The following is a 17,795-nucleotide window of genomic DNA, read 5'->3' on the forward strand; positions in this document are numbered from 1 at the left end:
CTACTACTGCACCAATGACTGATTTAAAATTAAATTCGTCGTTTCCTACCGACACCGGCAAACCCAATTAAACTCAGTAACGCCATCCCAAGCAAAGCTAAGTAGCCTTGATCTTGAGAATTTGTTTGTGGCAAAGTTGTTGCCACGGCTTGTTTTTGAAGAATAGCCTTCTTGCCTTTATTAACAACAGCTGCTGACTTAGTGGTTTTATCTGCTAAGGTAACCTTCTGTGCTTTGCCGGATTTGTTTGAGCTAAACGTCACATCTTCTTTTGAACCATTAACTACTTGGTATTTTGATAAAGTGGCTTGCGCTGTCGTTAACCGTTCTTTAGCAACTGCCAAAGCTGCCTTAGCTGCCTCTAATGCAGTTTGGGCCGTTTGTACGGGTGCTAAGGTTGCATCATAGGCCTTTTGAGCGGCCAATAAGTTTGCTTGCGCTTTGGTTACAGTTGCTTGGGCATCGGTCAGATTTGTATCAGCATTCTGCAAATTATTGAGATACTGTTGTGCCGCTTTTAGGGTAGCCTTTGCCTCACTTAAGGCTTTGGTAGCTGTGGCTTGTTGCGTTTGGGCAGCGTCAAGTGTTGCTTGGGCCTCTGCCAAGGCTGCTTTTGTGGTTGTGACTAATTTCTGCGCTGAAGCCAATTCAGTTTTTGCCGTTGCCAGCTTGCTTTGATCAGCAGCTAGTTGCGCTGCGTCTGCATCAGATGCCGTTACACCTAAGTCTTTTGCTGCTAATTGAGCTGAAGCTAAAGCCTTATTTGCAGCTGTTAACTTAGTCTGTTCTGTGCTCAACTTCGTTTGTAGGTCAGTTAGTGTTTCCTGACTATCCGTATCAGAACTAGACTTGATCTCAAACGGTGCAGGTGTGGTTGTATCCTTAAAGAAAACGGCATCGGCTGGAATTTCATGTCCACTAAGTAATGAACTACCACTGCTCGCCCCATCATCACTTGCATCTTGAGCCTCCTCAGCTGCAATCTTCGAAGCATCATAATTGTCAATGAAGAAAAGGTGCAGTGTACCATACGAATCAAACGTTGCTCCGAGATATTCTCCCTTCATATCATCAGGTAACTTTTGACCTAACAAATTGGAAGCTCCTGTTTGCGTTTTTAAAAGTGTCTGAATATCGTCATACACGCCTCCTTTTAATTCCGCCATCGTATGGTTTTTGGTCGAATATAACTGCCACGTTGGCAAGTCCCAACCATCTAATCCAATTTCATATTTTCCAGCACCTGGTTCTGTTTCCGAATACGCCGTCATCTTTACGCCTAACGTTGAAAAATCAGTATCCCACCAAGCCTCACTGTTCATTTCGGCTAATGAACCTTCTGTAAACGCATCAAAATCTTCTTTTTCTTCTTGTGCGACAGCTAGCATTATTGCCTGCACTGATCCATAAGTTACTTGAACAGGATCTGAACCGACTTGAGCCCTAAGACCATTAATAACGCTCGCCGCAAAGTCAGTTAGTGATTTGGCTTGAGCATAGGTTAAATTACTAACATCATCCACTACTTCATTACTATCCTTTGTTGTTGGTTGATATTCTGTAATTTGGGCCGTAGTTTCAAAATTATCGACTTCATTTTCAAGGCGGTCCATTACCGTGTCATCATCGCCATTGTCATTCAAACTGTCCTTGTAAGCATCAACATAACTTTGTGATAAAACAATTCCAGCTTGCTCAGCATCTCCAGTAACTGATTTAATCTGATCATTTGTTTGATCAACTGCACTTTGCGCATTAGAAGCCGCGGTTTGGGCTGTCGCTAAGCTTGTTGCCGCCTGATCTTTATCAACTTGCGTTTGGGCACTAGAAACAACTTGCTGCTTAGCTGTCACGGCACTGTTCGCAGTACTTGCTGCGGAACTTTTAGCACTTACATCTGTTTGAGCTGCTGAAACCGATTGTTGTGCCGAACTTGCCGCTTGCTGAGCAGCGTTTGTTTGCGTCTGTGCACTGTCAACCGCAGATTGTGCTTTGTCAATTCCCTCTGAGGTGGCAGCGTCTTTATATTGCTGCGCGGTTGATTGTGCAGTCGTTGCAGAACTGGCACTGCTGCTGGCCGCTGTTAACGTAGATTGAGCACTAGATTTGGCTGCTGCGGCATTAGCTACCGACGCTTGCGCTTTTGATACATTTGCTTGAGCTGTTTTGACCTCTTGTTGCGCTGCTGATACCGTACTCTTAGCTTGTGTAACGGCTGTTGTGGTTGTTTTTTTCTGAACCGTACCATTATTAGCCGTATTTGTATCCGCTTGGACAGAACTGTTTGTGACGGCAACACCCGCCAAAACAGCCGCCGCTGTGAGTGTAACTACTCCCTGTTTTTTCATTAAACAAATCCTCCTAATTCAACTTGATGTAACCGTTATTATGTATAACTGTGCCTATTATAATGGGCACATGCGACATATTATGTCGTTATTAGTTTTCACAAAAAAGCACCGTTATTTTTTTAATAACGATGCTTTACGTAGCATTTGTTGTTTTTACTGGATATTAGTTAAGGCGCCGCCATAAATCCAACCAATTTCCTTATTACCAATGTAACAACGATAATATGGTGTCTTTGTACCCACGCGGACCGCTTGTTTATTGATGGTGACTTTGCGATTTTTATACGTTTTGCCATAATGCCAGAGTTTTGTCGCATAAACGCTGTACGTCAGATGATTATAAAAATTATTTTTAGGGCTCGCAATTACTGTTGCCGTTTTTTTAACAGTTGTATACTTTGCAGGATTTACTAAAGCCGATGTGTAAATCCAGCCAATTAACTTGCCTTTATAACAACAACGATAATACGGTGTTTTCATTCCTTTTTTGATACCTGAATTATCAATGGTAACTGTTTTACCTTTGTACGTTGTGCCATAATGTTTTAATTTAACTGTGTAATTGCTGCCAGGAATGTGATTGTAAAAATTGTGCCCCGGTGCCAATTTCACTTGTTTGGTTAATTTTTGTGCAGTGTATTTTACCGATACAGAACCATTTCGCGTGTAATATAAATCTTCTAATCGTTCGCCAGCAATTCCCGTTGGACTAGATTTGTATTTTTCAATTTTTAAGTGAATAGTTTTACGATTAGGTGTATACCCCTTAATCGTTGGCACCTTCATAGTATATGTTTTTCCAACGACTGGCGTAATCATATTAACATATTCAATACGTCGATAAGTTCCGCCTACTTTTATATTTGCATAAAAAATTGATGCTGGATAAGTTTTAGCCTTGACGACTGTTTGTTGACTACCAGCATTCAATGCCATCGTGCCGCCACTTACACCCACGCCCAACAATGTTACACCAGCAATCAGACTTAAGATAATTTTTTTAGTTCTTGACTTCAACCCACTATTTTCTTTCATAATTGAAGAATCCCCTTTCAAATTATCACAAGCATACAAATGCACCACGTCATAATATGACACTAAAAAAATAAAACCAGAAAATCAATTACGATTTCCTGGTTCACTCCTTTATTTAAAAGGGTCTACACTTTCTGGTATTGGTGAATAACTGATACCAGTTTTTATTTTGAAAAAAAAAAGGACATTTGCCCTCTTTGTGTTACGATTTAATCGCCTAATAAAATCGAAAAGAGGAAAAACAAATGTCCCTAACTAATTCTATCCTAAGCCTATTCGAAATAACAGACCCTAATTTAACTGTAACTGAGATTACTAAGGAACATTATCCCAATGGGCAACACGTTCATGTCGTTCACGCTATCCTTTCCTATCAACTTTTAAAATGTCCTCATTGTGGCCATAAATCTCTAATCAAAAATGGAACTCACATTGGCCATCTAAGATTGGGAACCTTATCAGGTGGACGTTATGAGATGCAGCTAAAACGACAAAGATATCAATGTAAACGGTGTTTAAAAACCTGTGGTGCTCAAACTTGTCAACGCCGATGTGAAAATGTCGTTTTTTGCCGATTAAAAAATGCTGTTTTTTACCGATAAGGTTTACAGTGTCTCACTGCTCCTTTCTTTATTTTGTGAGCTAAAACCTGATAAATCAGGTCCAGAATTATCCTTCTTTTCAATCAAATGATCCTTCATTCGATATGATCGACCGGTGATTCGGATGACTTTAGCGTGGTGAACCAAGCGGTCTAAAATGGCGTTAGCTAACATCTTATCTGAAAAGGTGTTTCCCCACTTAGAAAGCGGAATATTAGTGGTGATAATGGTTGATTTCCGTTCATATCGTCTTTCAATTAGCTGAAAGAACAGCTTAGCACCCACTGACTCAATTGGGAGATAACCAATCTCGTCAATGATTAGAATTTGAAAACGGGCATACCGGCGCAACACTTCTTCGCTTCGTCCTTGAACTTGTGCTGTTTGAAGCTTGTTGATGAGGTCGCTACATCGAATAAACTGCGTTGAAATTCCTTGTTTACACCCTTCAATTCCAATGGCGGTGGCTAGGTGAGTCTTACCGACACCGGAGGTGCCGATAAACAAAATGTTTTGATTCTCTTGGGTGAATCTTAGTGATCCCAAGTCCTCAATTGTCCCTTGGTTAATTCCTGGTTGATAGCTAAAGTCAAAGTCAGCTAACGTTTTTTCATATGGAAAGCGGGCTAGTTTAATTCTCAAATTAATCTTTTTTTGTTCCCGGTATTTAAGCTCAGCCGTTGTCAATTCGAATAAGGCATCACTCAAGGACTTGGGTGCTTCATCTTGATGATCCAATAGGTAGCCTAAATGTTCGGCGAAACGATCTAACTTTAATTGTCTAAGGTTGGTGTATAACGCTTGGTAATTAGCCATTTTCTCACTCCATTTCATCAAACATCTTCAGGTTTCGGTCGACGTAATCATCAATGACTCGGTCATCACGATTCTTATAAAGGTCTGATCGGACAATCTCTTCCATGTCATCGCGAAGATAATTAAATCTTTTCAGTGAAATAGGGTGAGAACGAATTAGTTCTCCGTTATAATAAACGTATAGAGTATTGTCATCGTGTTTAATTTGTACGGTTTCGTCAATATATCTGATGGGGACGGAGTATTTCCGATTTTGAAAGACAATCATTGATTCCTTGCTAACTTTCCTTGCGATGGTTTGGCTGGCATAGGCATCGAGTAAGTCATGATCAAAATCATGGAGATACTCTTTTTCTTTATCAAGCAATAAATAAGGCGGAATTTGAGTCGCCTGAGACTTCTCATGATTCAGCTGATCACACGTCAAATGAACGATCTCGGCTAAGTCTAGCGGCTCTTCAAACTCATGGTTGTAAACTTTAATTCGCTGAGTAGTTCTGGCCAACGCCTCAACCTTTCCTTTGGTTTGTGGCCGAAACGGTCGACAAGCAATTGGCTTGAAACAAGCGTCCTTAGCGTATTCAACGAAGGTTTCATTAAATACCGGCTTACCAAAATTACTTTTATGATGATCGACGACAACCTTTTGGTTGTCAAACCAGATTTCTTTCGGCACACCCCCGGTTGCCCAAAAGGCATTCGTTAAGCAATCAAAAAAGGTAGTTTGGCTGCGACTGAAGGTAAATTGCATGTATTTCATTCGCGAGTACCCTAAAACATATAAGAAGATGTTGCCTTTGACAATCTCTCCATGCCGAGAAATCAATGTTAAGTCTTCTTTCCAATCAACCTGGGCTGAAAGCCCTGGCGAGGTTTCAATCCGGATAGTGGCTTTTTTCGTTGCGGCTTTTCTGATGGTTCGACAATAGTCTCTGAGAATACTTTGCTTTCCTTGATAGCCACGTTCTTTGATAAAGTAATAAATTGCCGTTGCCGAACAGCCTTCTAGAACCTTTTCTTCAATCGTTTTTCGATAATCGTCAAGTTTACTCGGCCGCCGTAAGGGTTGTGGCTGCTCATCTGGGGGCGTGAGCCCTAAATTGTAGTATCTTTTAACCGTTCGCGGATCAACACCATATCGTCGACCAATTTCAGCGAAGTTGGGCTTTATTTTGTTCATAATATATTGCTGGACACACTGTTCAACATCTAAACGCATTTCAGTTCCTCCAAATTTGAGATACGTTTAGTTTACCGTAAAAAAATGTTGGAAAACCGACATTTTCTAATCGGTATTTTCCAACATTTTACAACCGTTGCTGACAAACTAACCTCGTTAAACGTAATGAAACTTTTACGCATAATGTGAAACATCAAGTAATTGTTCTGGCTCGGGATATGCTGACCAGTAAAGAAATCGCTAAGATTTGTGGGATTTCACCAAGTAGTGTTCAACGCATTTTAAATGCGAATATTCACTTAGCTTATCGTGTTAAAACACTCCCCCAAAATCTTTGTTTTGATGAATTCCGTTCCTGTAATCATCTAATGTCCTTTAACTGTTGCGATGCCGTTAGTCATCGCCGCATTGTGATTCTTAAGGATCGCCTTAGTAAGGATATCATTGATTACTTTGAAGCTCGCTATTCAGTTCAAGAACGTATGAAAGTTCAAACAATCACCGTTGATATGAATGCTGAGTATGCTGGCTTTATTCATCGGTTATTTCCTAAGGCAATAACCATCATTGACCGTTTCCACATTATTCAACTTGCCGGTCGGGCACTGGATAACGAACGTACACGTGTGATCCATACTTTTCAAGATAAGCATTCCCGAGTTTATCGCATTCTAAAATCTCAATGGCGTTTGTTCCATTTGGCAGAAGAAAAGGTCAATGATACTAAACTTATCTATTTACACGGTATCAACGAATACATGACCCAACAGAACGCCATTGACCTAGCCTTAGATGAATTTCCAGAATTTAAAACTGTGTATCAAACCTATCAAGGAATTCTAACAGCCATTCAACAAAAAGATGCGGTTGGATTTAAAACCTTGATTGCCAACTACAAGGCGGCTGGCAACCAAATGGATATTACTATCTCAACTTTAATAAAGAATGGTCCTGCTGTTCTCAATAGTTGTCGTTATCCGTATTCCAACGGTCCTATTGAAGGACTAAATCGTAAAATTAAGGTGTTAAAGCGTAGCTGTTTTGGTTTTCAAAATATTCATAACTTTTTCATTCGTATCAGTTTAATTTATGCGTAAACAAAAAAAGCACATTCACCGAAGTGAACATGCTTTTCAAAAATCTCCACCAATACAATTTGACAGAGACCCATTTAAAATACTGATTTCGAGCTGCTGTCAGCTCTTCACGCATCCGTTGCACTAACGACGGCGGTGAAAGAACCTGTAGTTCTTTTCCTTGGCTTAAAAGCCATAATAACGCCCCATCAATGCGAACATAGGCTTCAATCAGTAGACTTCCATCCTTATTTTTGCGGACCACCCGCGCATTCGGAAAATAATCTAATACTGTTTGAACATAATTTCTGTAAATAAAACGAATTTTCGTTAGACTGCCGGTGTTTAGCAAATATGTCTGTTGCCGATGATCCTGCAGCGAAAAGCGGGTTGCATAATCTAACTTTTCTCCCGGTACTTTTTCTAAAATCTTAACAATTCGATCCAATCGATACAGCCAGTAACCATGATGTTCAACGCTAAGCATCGCAACGTAGAAGTAATATTTTTCAAAAAAAACAACGACCGGCTGGGCATGGTGTATGAGTGGTTTGTCTCCTGTCTGGACACTGGCTTTATACGTAAAAATCAGCTTTTGATTGTTTGCAATGCTATCAGAGACCTCACGTAACCGATCAAGTAAGGGCGTCGGACGTGAAAGGGGCGTGTAACTTCCGCGAGGTAGTTTCAGCTGTTTGCGTACTTTTGACTGCATGGTTGGCGACAAGCCAGAGCGTAGAAATTCAAGCGCTGTGTCTAATTCATCCGAAGATTCATTAACAGATAACGCTCGAACTCCCAGCAAAATATTACTGGTCGCTAACACTAATTCGTAATCTAGCGTTTCGCTTCTACGTGTAATTCGGTAAGTGCCCTGATTCTCTACAAGATCACCAGCATCGTACTCAGTCAATGCTTCGCGGATATCAGCTAGGTCTCGCTGACAGGTCCGCAAACTAATACCATATTTTTTTTGAATCTCTTTTTGATGTAACGTTTCTCCTGTCATTAACCGGACAAGCAGTTCGGCTACGCGATAATTACTTTTCATGATAGCACCTCCACGCTCAAACCCTCTTCCCCTATTTTAACTTAAAATCGGGCGGGAGATACATCAAAAATTAGTAATAATTAATGTTTAAATTAAAAACTAAACCCACTTAATCTATGATTCTTTTGGCTTCTGATCTGAATACAAAACCATATCCAAATTAAACGGTAACTGCGGCTCATCTGCATCAGGATCCTTAAAGTTGGCCACCACTTGATTAAGCTGCCGTAACAGGGCGATTCGGCCCGCTTTAGACAGCTTAAGATCCGAAGCCGCAAAAGAAAAGGTAGTATCGGCTTCTTTTCCCCCGTTACGAATGAAATCGATATTCTGCTGAAAGCTTTGTAACGCCCGTCTTTGATTCACCATTTTTATCAAAATGTCAATAAAAAATATTTTAACGATAAAAAATAGTAAAACAAAAAAGGCCGTCTCAAAGTTTTTCAAAACCTTAAAACTGCCTTACTAATTATTTAACTTTATTTGACTTTAGCAATGCGTCCTTGTTCAATATAGACACTTAAAATCGCGATGTCAGCCGGATTCACACCACTAATTCGGCTTGCTTGTGCAATCGTCTCCGGTTGAATTTTTTCCAACTTCTGCCGTCCCTCTGTAGCGAGACCATTAATTGCTTCGTAGTCAATGTGATCAGGAATTTTCTTAGCTTCCATCTTCTTTAGACGTTCAACACGCTCTTTGGCCTTTTTGATGTAGCCAGCATACTTAATCTCAATTTCAACCTGCTCAACCACGCGTCGATCCAGCTTTTTCTCAGGTGCCGGAATGAATTGGAGTAATTCTTGATAAGAAACTTCCGGACGTCGTAAGAACTCAGAAGCCCATACACCATCCTTTAATTCATGGCCGCCTTTAGCAATTAAGAATTCACGGACTTCCTTTGGTTTAATCCGAATGGTGTCTAATCGATGAAGTTCATTTTCAATATCCGCTTTTTTCTCTAAAAATGTCTGATAACGATCTTCGTCAATCAAACCGAGCTCATGACCCATTTCAGTTAGTCGCAAGTCCGCATTATCGTGCCGAAGAATTAACCGGTACTCTGCGCGGCTTGTCAGCAAACGATAAGGCTCTTTTGTGCCTTTAGTAACTAAATCATCGATCATAACTCCGATATAAGCATCACTGCGTTTTAAGGTAAATTGACCTTTGTCTAATGCCCGTAAACCAGCATTAATCCCCGCAATCAACCCTTGACCAGCAGCTTCTTCGTAACCAGAAGTCCCATTAGTTTGACCGGCTGTATATAGATTCTTCACAACCTTTGTCTCCAAAGTTGGTTTAAGTTGATAAGGTGAAACGACATCATATTCAATGGCATATCCCGGGCGCATCATTTCTGCATCTTCCAAGCCCTTGATCGAGTGAAGAATTTGCTGCTGGATTTCTTCCGGCATTGAAGTTGATAGTCCTTGGACGTACCATTCATCCGTATTGCGGCCTTCTGGTTCCAAGAAGAGCTGGTGATGATCCTTGTCAGCAAAACGCACGATTTTATCTTCAATTGAAGGACAGTAACGTGGACCCACCCCTTCAATAACACCAGAAAACATCGGCGCACGGTCCAAGTTTTTTCGAATAATCTTATGTGTATATTCGTTCGTATAGGTTAACCAGCAAGAGAGCTGATTTTTAACGTCAATATAGGCACTGTCTGGCGTGGTAAAACTAAAATGATTGGGTTCTTTATCACCCGGCTGTTCTTCAGTTTCGTCATAGTGAATTGTTCCACCATCCACACGAGGCGGTGTTCCGGTTTTAAAGCGTTCCAAATCAAAACCGTAATCCTTCAGGTTCTTAGTCAACTTCATGGCTGGTTGCGAATTATTCGGCCCTGATGAATACATCAACTCACCAATAATAATCTTTCCTCGTGCAGCCGTTCCAAGTGTTAAAACTACACTTTTGGCATGATAACGCGCCCCGGTATTCGTGATGATTCCTTTGCAAATACCATCTTCAATAATAAGATCATCCACAATTCCCTGACGCAACGTTAGATTAGGTTCATCTTCAATCGTTTTTTTCATTTGCGCGTGGTAGGCATGCTTGTCTGCTTGAGCCCGCAATGCCCGTACCGCTGGACCTTTTCCAGTATTTAACATACGCATCTGCACATAGGTCTTATCAATGTTCTTACCCATTTCACCGCCAAGCGCATCAATCTCACGGACGACGATTCCTTTCGCTGGTCCACCAACTGAAGGATTACATGGCATAAAGGCCACCATATCCAAATTAATGGTCATTAATAACGTTTTATTACCCATTCGTGCTGCAGCTAAGGCCGCTTCTGAACCGGCATGCCCAGCACCAACTACGATGACATCGTAATCTTTGCCTGCATACTGTTTTACTTCCGTCATGACTCATCCTCCACATTTGAGCTTCATCGAGCTTCATAATTTGTTTCATCGTTAACTTAATTGAACTTCAATTACTTACCTAAACAGAACTGGCTGAACAGTTGGTCTAGCAACTCATCTTGGTAACTATCCCCGGTAATTTCACCCAGAAATTCCCAGCACCGCGTCATATCAATCTGGACCAAATCAACCGGCATGCCATCGTCCAAGCCTTGCAAAACCGCATCTAACGCACCTTGGGCTTGGTTCAATAAACCAATATGCCGCGCATTAGTGACAATCACGTTATTTTGACTACTTTCAATTCCGCCAAAGAACAATTTGGCAATTTTTTCCTTCAAATCATCCAATCCGGCGCCTTTCGTTGCTGAGGTTCGAATGACCTCATCTTCAGAAACGGAATTAAAAAGTTCATCAGTGTCAAGTGCCATCGGTAAGTCTGTCTTATTTAAGATGATAATTCGTTTGGCTTCATCGGTAGCTTGAATTAACTGCTGGTCCTCGTCAGATAACGGTTGGCTGCTATCTAACACTAACAACACCAAATCTGCTGTTTGAAGAGCTTTACGGCTACGCTCTACCCCAATTTTTTCAACTTTATCATTTGTTTCGCGGATTCCGGCGGTGTCAACTAACTTCAAAGGCACGCCCCGCACATTGACATACTCTTCCAATACATCGCGTGTAGTCCCAGCCACATCCGTTACAATGGCTTTATCTTCATGAAGCATTCGGTTTAATAAACTCGATTTACCAACGTTAGGGTGCCCCACAATTGCAGTTGCTAATCCGTCACGCAAAATTTTTCCCTCTTGCGCCGTTAAAAGCAACTGCTTGATTTGTGCTTTCAGCTCGATCGCTTTTTCACGTAACAATTTGCTGGTCATCGTTTCAACATCATCATATTCAGGATAATCAATGTTAACCTCAACCTGTGCCAATACGTCCAAAATATCCTGACGCAGTCGCTTAATTAAGTGGGATAAATCGCCATCTAATTGATTTAAGGCTACTTTCATTGACCGATCAGTTTTAGCACGAATTAAATCCATAACGGCTTCGGCTTGAGAGAGATCTACACGTCCGTTCAGAAAGGCACGTTCCGTAAATTCGCCGGGTTTGGCCATCCGTGCGCCATGACTCAACAGCAATTGCAGAATATCATTGGTCGGCACAATACCGCCATGACAATTAATTTCAACAACGTCCTCACACGTATACGTTTTCGGTGCCAACATCACGGAAACCATGACTTCATCGACCGTCGAACCCGTTTTAGGATCCACAATATGCCCATAATTAATCGTGTGGCTCTTAACCTTATGCAGATCTTTACCTTTAAAAATGCGAGACGCTACATCTAACGCTTCATTCCCGCTAATTCTAACAATCGAAATGCCACCTTCGCCAGGTGGTGTCGAGATCGCTGCGATCGTATCCAATTCCGTAGCTGTTTCTAACATGTTTCCTGTCCTTTCTAAAACCAATCCAATAAAAAAAGCACCCAGTCCACGCCTTAAGTAAGGTCTACGTGGATAAAGTACTTTCACTACTTTATCTAAATTAAAATATTGTCTATATCTTAAAATTTTAACTCACATTTGTCAATTGATGATACTTCTCTTACAGTTGTTCCTCTTGAACCAAAGCTACCACAACATAACGGTGAGGTTCATGCCCTTCAGAAAATGTCGTCACAAAGTGATTTTCCGCTAATGCCGCATGGATCACCTTACGTTCAAACGCCGGCATGGGGTCGAGAAAAACCGGATCGCCGGTGGCCACAACCTCGCGTGCCGTATTTTCAGCCAGCCGCTGCAACGTCTCGGTTCGCCGCTCGCGATAGTTCTCAACATCTAATTCCACATTGGCATGCGCAATCTCATGATGCAATAGAAAAACTTGGGCTAACGTCTGCAGTGAATTAATGGTTCGCCCGTGCTTGCCAATCAATAGCCCTTCTTGTTCCGTCTTAAACGCGATCGTCACTTCACGGTGATGGAAACGATTCGTCGCCGTTGCGGTAATTCCTAGCTGGCTCACAACCGCCAGCAGATAGGTTTGAAGTTCTTCAACTAACTGGGCAGTTAATTTCGGTCGTTGCGCTACGGCCTCTTGTTTTGGTCCTGTGACGGTTTCTTGCTTTGGCGCGGAATTTATTGGCTTTTGAACTTCAGTTTTAGCTTCATCATCTACTTCATCGAGTTTTGGTTTAACTTCAGATTCAATTGGTTCAGTAACCTTAACCGCTTGTTGGGACTGCGTTTTCTGAGGCTGATCAATCACTGTGATTTCGATTTCTGCCGCCCGTTTTCCAATTCCTAAAAACCCTTTTTTCGGTTCTGTCAGTGTCGTAATTCGTACTTCAGAACGACTGACATTCAGATCAGCCAACCCTGCTTGCACAGCTTGTTCAACGGTGGTTCCCGTATATTTTGCCATGGTCTCCCTCCTTTTACAGTTATATTTATAGAATGGACAGCAAAAGGAGATCAGAATAACGCTATTCTAATCTCCACTGCTTGCCTATTATTTTCTATTTCGTCCTTTATAAGCTTTACGTTTTGCTTTTTGAAGCGCACGTTTGCGATCCCGTTCTGCTTGCACTTTTGCCTCACGATCGCGCTGAATCTTAAATGGATTTTGAATAACCATTGTTTGTGCTGCTTGGAAAATATTTGTTACCACCCAGTACAAAGTAACAGCTGATGGGAAATTAATTGCTGTGATTAAGATAATAATCGGCATCCCAATCGTCATCATCGTTGTCATCCCATTTTGCGTTGGCTGGGACTTCATACTTAACCACGAACTGACATACGTGAAAATCGCAGCTAACACTGGCAATACGAAATAGGGGTCCTTATCACCTAGCTGTAGCCATAAGAAGGTTCCCGCCTTCAGGACTTCGGTTCGACTTACCGCTGCATACAAAGCATACAAAATTGGCAATTGAACAATCAGTGGTAAACATCCTGCTACTGGGTTAACCCCAGCTTCGGAATAGAGTTTTTGTTGTTCTTCTCGCAATTTTTGCTGCGTTTCCACATCTTTAGAAGAATATTTCTTCTGCAAAGCTTGGATTTTAGGCTGAATTTCAGCAGTTTTCATTGACGACCGGGTTTGATAGATCATCAATGGCAAAATGATAATTCGAATAATAATGGTAAAGATAATGATACCCCAACCATAATTATTACCGAACAACTGTGAAAGCCAAATGATGGCTCGTGAGAAGTTGTAAACGATCCAGTGATCCCAAATTCCGGTACTATGACTTGTGATGGGGGCTGTACTACAACCGGCTAACAAAAGTGTTAAGCTGGCAATCGCCGCCATAACCATATTTCTTTTGCTGTGTTTCACTTACTTTTCCTCGCTTTGATCAGTAGTTAAAATATTAGCTAGCGTGAAGACGTGTTTTAGTTGTTGTTTGGTTTCTTTCATTGAAAGACCAGACGCCTGTGGCCGGGCAATAACCAAAAAGTCAATATCTTGGCGCAGTTGTGGCTTAAATTCAAGAATGCTTTGCCGAATCCGGCGTTTCATATAATTTCGCATCACGGCATTCCCGATTTTCTTCCCTACAGAAATTCCAACCCGAAAATGTGGCTGGTCAGGTTTTTCCATCACGTAAACGAGAAATTTACGATTTGCATATGAATTGTGAGTTTCAAAAACCTTTTGAAATTCGGTTTCTTTCTTTACCCGGTATGACTTGCGCATAATCTCTCTCCAAAATAAATCGTATTATCAAGTTTCTACATATTAAGGTACTCTTACTTTGAATCTCTTCAAAAATAAAAGACCACTGGGATCAGTGGCCTTATGCAGATAATACTTTTCTACCTTTTAGACGTCGACGTGCTAAAACTTTACGGCCGTTACTTGTACTCATACGTTTACGAAAACCATGCACACGTGAACGATGACGCTTCTTTGGTTGATATGTTCTCTTCAATTCGTACACCTCCCATAACAACACTGAAATTTTCTAATTTTCATCTTTTGATTAATGAAATAACTCAGTATCTAATTACAATTACCATAATATAGTATCACAAAACAAACGTCCTGCAAAGCCATTATTTAAAAAAGATTAGCGAATTTATCCACAATTCCAAAAGTTTCTGTGCGGGCAGATGTGGATATTTTCTGATAACTTCTTTACTTTTCCACTGTTTTTCCCAAACTTATCCGGATATTCACCCCCTGTGCTTGAGTTATCCACATTTTGGCCATTTTCGGTGGATAACCGTTAAAAAGCCCATCCTCTCGGGCACTAGTTATCCACCGTTTTCTGTGAATAACCTGAAAATTTCGTTATTTTTCCATTTTTTTCAACACCCTGTGGGTATCTTTTTTCACGGCTTGTGATTTATTTTAAATAGTTTTCCACAGGATGTGGAAAACTATTTTTTTTCATGCTAAAATTAATTCACTGTTTAAATTCACGGAATCGAAAATAAACACAAAAAATAACTGTTACTTTGGAGGGGTTTTTGTGCTAAGTAAAGATGAACTCTGGAACCAAATCAAAGCCGATTTTGAAAAGGATAATGACATTTCTTCGCTCGGATTTGCCACCTGGATTGATGTTGCTAAACCGGTTGAGCTGAAAGATCACGTCATGACCATCCAGCTGCCATCGCCTTTACACCGCGATTATTGGAAACAACATTTAGCACCAAAGTTTGTGGAGTATGCCTATTTAATCACCCAAGCAGATATCACACCGGATTTTGTTTTGGAAGGTGAACAAAGCGAGGCGGTAAAAAAAGAGCGGCCCGCTGCCGATAAACCTAAACCAACACCGGACTTCATGGAAGAAACAACTTTAAATGATAAATATACTTTTGACACCTTTGTCACTGGGAAAGGTAACCAAATGGCTCATGCAGCGGCCTTGGTCGTGTCCGAAGATCCCGGCACCATGTATAATCCACTCTTCTTTTATGGGGGCGTTGGGCTTGGAAAAACCCATTTGATGCACGCAATTGGCCATCAAATTTTAAAAAATAATCCGGATACCAACGTTAAGTACGTCACTAGTGAAGCCTTTACCAACGACTTTATTAATGCGATTCAATCTAAGCACCAAGAAGAGTTCCGCGAAATCTACCGAAATGTTGATTTACTATTAGTCGATGATGTCCAGTTCTTTGCAGACAAGGAAGCTACTCAAGAAGAATTCTTCCATACTTTCGAGGCTTTATATAGTAATCAAAAACAAATTGTCCTGACATCTGATCGATTGCCAAACGAGATTCCTAAGTTGCAGGAGCGCTTAGTTTCCCGTTTCAAATGGGGCTTATCCGTTGACATTACACCGCCAGATCTGGAGACCCGAATCGCCATTCTCCGTGAAAAAGCCATGGCAGACCGAATTGAAATTCCTGATGATACTCTCAACTACATTGCCACCCAAGTAGATTCAAATGTTCGTGAGTTAGAGGGCGCGCTTGCACGAGTTCAGGCTTACGCAAATCTGCAAAGTACCAGCATTACAACTGATCTAGCTTCCGAAGCAATGCGCAGTCTCAACTTTGGCACGAAATTTAGTGAGGTTTCAATTTCCCTTATTCAGGATAAAGTGGCAAAATACTATCACACCTCAATTTCTGATCTAAAAGGTAAAAAACGGATGAAATCCATTGTTATGCCGCGCCAGATCGCGATGTACCTTTCACGTGAGCTGACAAATGCCTCGCTGCCAAAAATCGGGACAGAATTTGGCGGCAAAGATCATACCACGGTGATTCATGCGCACGAAAAAATTGCGGAAGCTTTGAAAAAAGACGATGATTTGCAACGCCAAATTGGGGATCTAAAAAGTGAGCTAAAACCATAGCTTGTGGATAAGTGTGAATGAGTTTAAAAGTTATCCACATTTTATCAACATAGGAAAATCTCGACCTGCCTAAGCGTTAGGTAAGATTTACACAATATCAACAGTCCCTATTACTACTGTTACTTTTAATATATAATTATATATAAATACATTTTGACCAAAGGAGATTCTAGAAATGAAATTCACTGTCAAACGAGCTGCGTTTATCAAAAAGCTAAATGATGTGCAACGAGCTATTTCATCAAAAACAACCATTCCCATTTTAACGGGTCTAAAACTGGATGTTGAATCTGATCAACTTATTCTTACCGGTAGTGATGCCGATATTTCTATCGAAACCGTTTTAGATGCTAAAAACGAAGACAACGGATTGTCAATTGCTGATCCGGGTAAAATTGTTTTACCAGCTCACTTTTTCAGTGACATCGTTAAACGGCTTCCTGAAGAAAGTATGACTATTGAAATTACAGAAGGGTTCCAAACTGAGATCACTTCTGGTGCAGCTGAATTTACGATTAATGGCTTAGATGCCAATAATTATCCGCATTTGCCCGAATTGGATGGCAATGATCAAATTCAACTTTCAGGAAATGTATTCAAACAATTAATTAGCCAAACCGTTTTGGCCGTTTCGACGCAAGAAAGTCGGCCAATCTTAACCGGGGTCCATTTCAGTATTGACGGTGATCAATTTATGGCAGTCGCTACTGATAGTCACCGCTTGGCGCAACGGAAAATTAAATTACCAGCAGGCAATACAGGAAAATACGATGTCATCATCCCTGGAAAAAGTCTCGTTGAGTTATCTCGCATGATTGGTGAGGAAAATCCCGATGTTATCATGAGAATTTCTGAAAATCAGGTACTCTTTACGTTAGGTGACACAGCGTTTTATTCACGTTTACTGGAAGGTAATTACCCTGATACGTCGCGTTTAATTCCAAAAGAAGCTACCACCACACTCGAGTTTAATGCACCTGCATTACTGGCAGCGATCGAACGGGCTTCTCTGTTGTCCCACGAAAGCCGTAATAACGTGGTTAAGCTAGCCATTACAACTGCGGATAAACAAATCGTGATTTCAGGTAATTCCCCAGATGTTGGGAACGTGGAAGAACAGCTCGATGCGAAAGCAGTAGAAGGCGAAGATCTTGAAATTTCATTTAACCCGGATTATATGAAAGATGCTTTGCGTTCCTTTGGTCAAACGGAAATCCAAGTTTCCTTCACCTCCGCATTGCGCCCATTCACTTTAGTGCCAACAGAAGATCAAGAGAACTTTATTCAGTTGATTACACCTGTGCGGACATTTTAATTAAGTAAAATCATAGTGTAGAAAAATGAGAGTGGAGAAAAGGTGGGTTACCTTCGCGCATAACCTACGAAAGTCGAATGAATCGTTCAGCTTTCGGGGTCTCTGTCAAATTGTATTGGTGGAGATTTTTG

Annotated in this window: 15 protein-coding genes and 1 pseudogene; 4 read left to right on the forward strand and 12 right to left on the reverse strand. The window is 41.0% G+C overall.

Annotated elements, in window-relative coordinates; translation table 11 throughout:
• Positions 1–29: 29 nt before the first annotated feature.
• The gene (locus tag ACLJJ6_RS10030) at positions 30–2,348 is read right to left on the reverse strand and encodes an SEC10/PgrA surface exclusion domain-containing protein (protein WP_412989308.1); all 2,319 of its coding nucleotides are present in this window, start codon (positions 2,346–2,348) and stop codon (positions 30–32) included.
• A 156-nt stretch (positions 2,349–2,504) separates the two neighbouring features.
• Positions 2,505–3,386, reverse strand: coding sequence for a GW dipeptide domain-containing protein (locus ACLJJ6_RS10035; protein WP_412989309.1), 882 nt, complete (start codon positions 3,384–3,386; stop codon positions 2,505–2,507).
• Positions 3,387–3,631: 245 nt separating this feature from the next.
• Between ACLJJ6_RS10035 and ACLJJ6_RS10040 the strand changes: the two genes are divergently transcribed.
• Entirely contained in the window at positions 3,632–3,988 is a 357-nt protein-coding gene (locus ACLJJ6_RS10040; protein WP_412989310.1) for a hypothetical protein, read from the forward strand.
• Between the two features lie 3 nt (positions 3,989–3,991).
• Here the strand turns inward: ACLJJ6_RS10040 and istB are convergent, their stop codons facing one another.
• Entirely contained in the window at positions 3,992–4,822 is an 831-nt protein-coding gene (gene istB / locus ACLJJ6_RS10045; RefSeq protein ID WP_412988384.1) for an IS21-like element helper ATPase IstB, read from the reverse strand.
• Positions 4,809–6,023: an IS21 family transposase gene (gene istA, locus ACLJJ6_RS10050; RefSeq protein WP_260210390.1), complete on the reverse strand. Its 1,215-nt coding sequence runs from the start codon at positions 6,021–6,023 to the stop codon at positions 4,809–4,811. Before istA ends, istB begins: the two co-directional genes overlap by 14 nt.
• A gap of 119 nt (positions 6,024–6,142) precedes the next feature.
• Between istA and ACLJJ6_RS10055 the strand changes: the two are divergent.
• Positions 6,143–7,081 (forward strand): annotated as a pseudogene (locus tag ACLJJ6_RS10055) (ISL3 family transposase); the annotation flags it as partial.
• Here the strand turns inward: ACLJJ6_RS10055 and ACLJJ6_RS10060 are convergent.
• The 8 genes from ACLJJ6_RS10060 to rpmH form a co-directional block, all read right to left on the reverse strand.
• Positions 7,062–8,111 (reverse strand): helix-turn-helix transcriptional regulator, encoded by a 1,050-nt coding sequence (locus ACLJJ6_RS10060; RefSeq protein ID WP_412989311.1) that lies wholly within the window; start codon positions 8,109–8,111, stop codon positions 7,062–7,064. The pseudogene ACLJJ6_RS10055 and the gene ACLJJ6_RS10060 overlap by 20 nt on opposite strands.
• 114 nt (positions 8,112–8,225) lie before the next feature.
• Positions 8,226–8,558, reverse strand: a complete 333-nt coding sequence (locus ACLJJ6_RS10065; protein ID WP_412989312.1) for a hypothetical protein — start codon at positions 8,556–8,558, stop codon at positions 8,226–8,228.
• Between the two features lie 32 nt (positions 8,559–8,590).
• Entirely contained in the window at positions 8,591–10,498 is a 1,908-nt protein-coding gene (gene mnmG / locus ACLJJ6_RS10070) for a tRNA uridine-5-carboxymethylaminomethyl(34) synthesis enzyme MnmG (protein ID WP_412989313.1), read from the reverse strand.
• 71 nt (positions 10,499–10,569) lie between these two features.
• Positions 10,570–11,961, reverse strand: coding sequence for a tRNA uridine-5-carboxymethylaminomethyl(34) synthesis GTPase MnmE (gene mnmE / locus ACLJJ6_RS10075; RefSeq protein ID WP_412989314.1), 1,392 nt, complete (start codon positions 11,959–11,961; stop codon positions 10,570–10,572).
• A 160-nt stretch (positions 11,962–12,121) separates the two neighbouring features.
• Positions 12,122–12,940 (reverse strand): RNA-binding cell elongation regulator Jag/EloR, encoded by an 819-nt coding sequence (jag, locus tag ACLJJ6_RS10080; protein ID WP_412989315.1) that lies wholly within the window; start codon positions 12,938–12,940, stop codon positions 12,122–12,124.
• An 87-nt stretch (positions 12,941–13,027) separates the two neighbouring features.
• On the reverse strand, positions 13,028–13,864 hold the full coding sequence (gene yidC / locus ACLJJ6_RS10085; RefSeq protein WP_412989316.1) for a membrane protein insertase YidC: 837 nt from the start codon (positions 13,862–13,864) through the stop codon (positions 13,028–13,030).
• On the reverse strand, positions 13,865–14,224 hold the full coding sequence (rnpA, locus tag ACLJJ6_RS10090; protein WP_412989317.1) for a ribonuclease P protein component: 360 nt from the start codon (positions 14,222–14,224) through the stop codon (positions 13,865–13,867).
• A gap of 100 nt (positions 14,225–14,324) precedes the next feature.
• A complete protein-coding gene (gene rpmH, locus ACLJJ6_RS10095; protein ID WP_412989318.1) occupies positions 14,325–14,459 on the reverse strand; it encodes a 50S ribosomal protein L34 in 135 nt (44 codons plus the stop codon).
• A 543-nt stretch (positions 14,460–15,002) separates the two neighbouring features.
• Here rpmH and dnaA point away from each other — a divergent pair.
• Positions 15,003–16,349 carry a chromosomal replication initiator protein DnaA gene (gene dnaA, locus ACLJJ6_RS10100; RefSeq protein ID WP_412989319.1) on the forward strand — a complete coding sequence of 449 codons (1,347 nt, stop codon included), beginning with the start codon at positions 15,003–15,005 and terminating at the stop codon, positions 16,347–16,349.
• Between the two features lie 175 nt (positions 16,350–16,524).
• Positions 16,525–17,664, forward strand: a complete 1,140-nt coding sequence (dnaN, locus tag ACLJJ6_RS10105; RefSeq protein ID WP_412989320.1) for a DNA polymerase III subunit beta — start codon at positions 16,525–16,527, stop codon at positions 17,662–17,664.
• Positions 17,665–17,795: the final 131 nt, after the last annotated feature.

It is taken from the genome of Pediococcus siamensis (assembly GCF_047220215.1).
In the GTDB taxonomy this organism is placed as follows: domain Bacteria; phylum Bacillota; class Bacilli; order Lactobacillales; family Lactobacillaceae; genus Pediococcus; species Pediococcus siamensis.

Excerpts from the sequence above, each read along its gene's own strand:
- ACLJJ6_RS10040 (WP_412989310.1), top strand. The coding sequence starts at position 3,632 with ATGTCCCTAACTAATTCTATCCTAAGCCTATTCGAAATAACAGACCCT.
- rnpA (WP_412989317.1), bottom strand. The coding sequence starts at position 14,224 with ATGCGCAAGTCATACCGGGTAAAGAAAGAAACCGAATTTCAAAAGGTT.
- ACLJJ6_RS10060 (WP_412989311.1), bottom strand. The coding sequence starts at position 8,111 with ATGAAAAGTAATTATCGCGTAGCCGAACTGCTTGTCCGGTTAATGACA.
- ACLJJ6_RS10030 (WP_412989308.1), bottom strand. The coding sequence starts at position 2,348 with ATGAAAAAACAGGGAGTAGTTACACTCACAGCGGCGGCTGTTTTGGCG.
- istA (WP_260210390.1), bottom strand. The coding sequence starts at position 6,023 with ATGCGTTTAGATGTTGAACAGTGTGTCCAGCAATATATTATGAACAAA.
- mnmE (WP_412989314.1), bottom strand. The coding sequence starts at position 11,961 with ATGTTAGAAACAGCTACGGAATTGGATACGATCGCAGCGATCTCGACA.
- mnmG (WP_412989313.1), bottom strand. The coding sequence starts at position 10,498 with ATGACGGAAGTAAAACAGTATGCAGGCAAAGATTACGATGTCATCGTA.
- istB (WP_412988384.1), bottom strand. The coding sequence starts at position 4,822 with ATGAAATGGAGTGAGAAAATGGCTAATTACCAAGCGTTATACACCAAC.
- jag (WP_412989315.1), bottom strand. The coding sequence starts at position 12,940 with ATGGCAAAATATACGGGAACCACCGTTGAACAAGCTGTGCAAGCAGGG.
- dnaN (WP_412989320.1), top strand. The coding sequence starts at position 16,525 with ATGAAATTCACTGTCAAACGAGCTGCGTTTATCAAAAAGCTAAATGAT.
- ACLJJ6_RS10035 (WP_412989309.1), bottom strand. The coding sequence starts at position 3,386 with ATGAAAGAAAATAGTGGGTTGAAGTCAAGAACTAAAAAAATTATCTTA.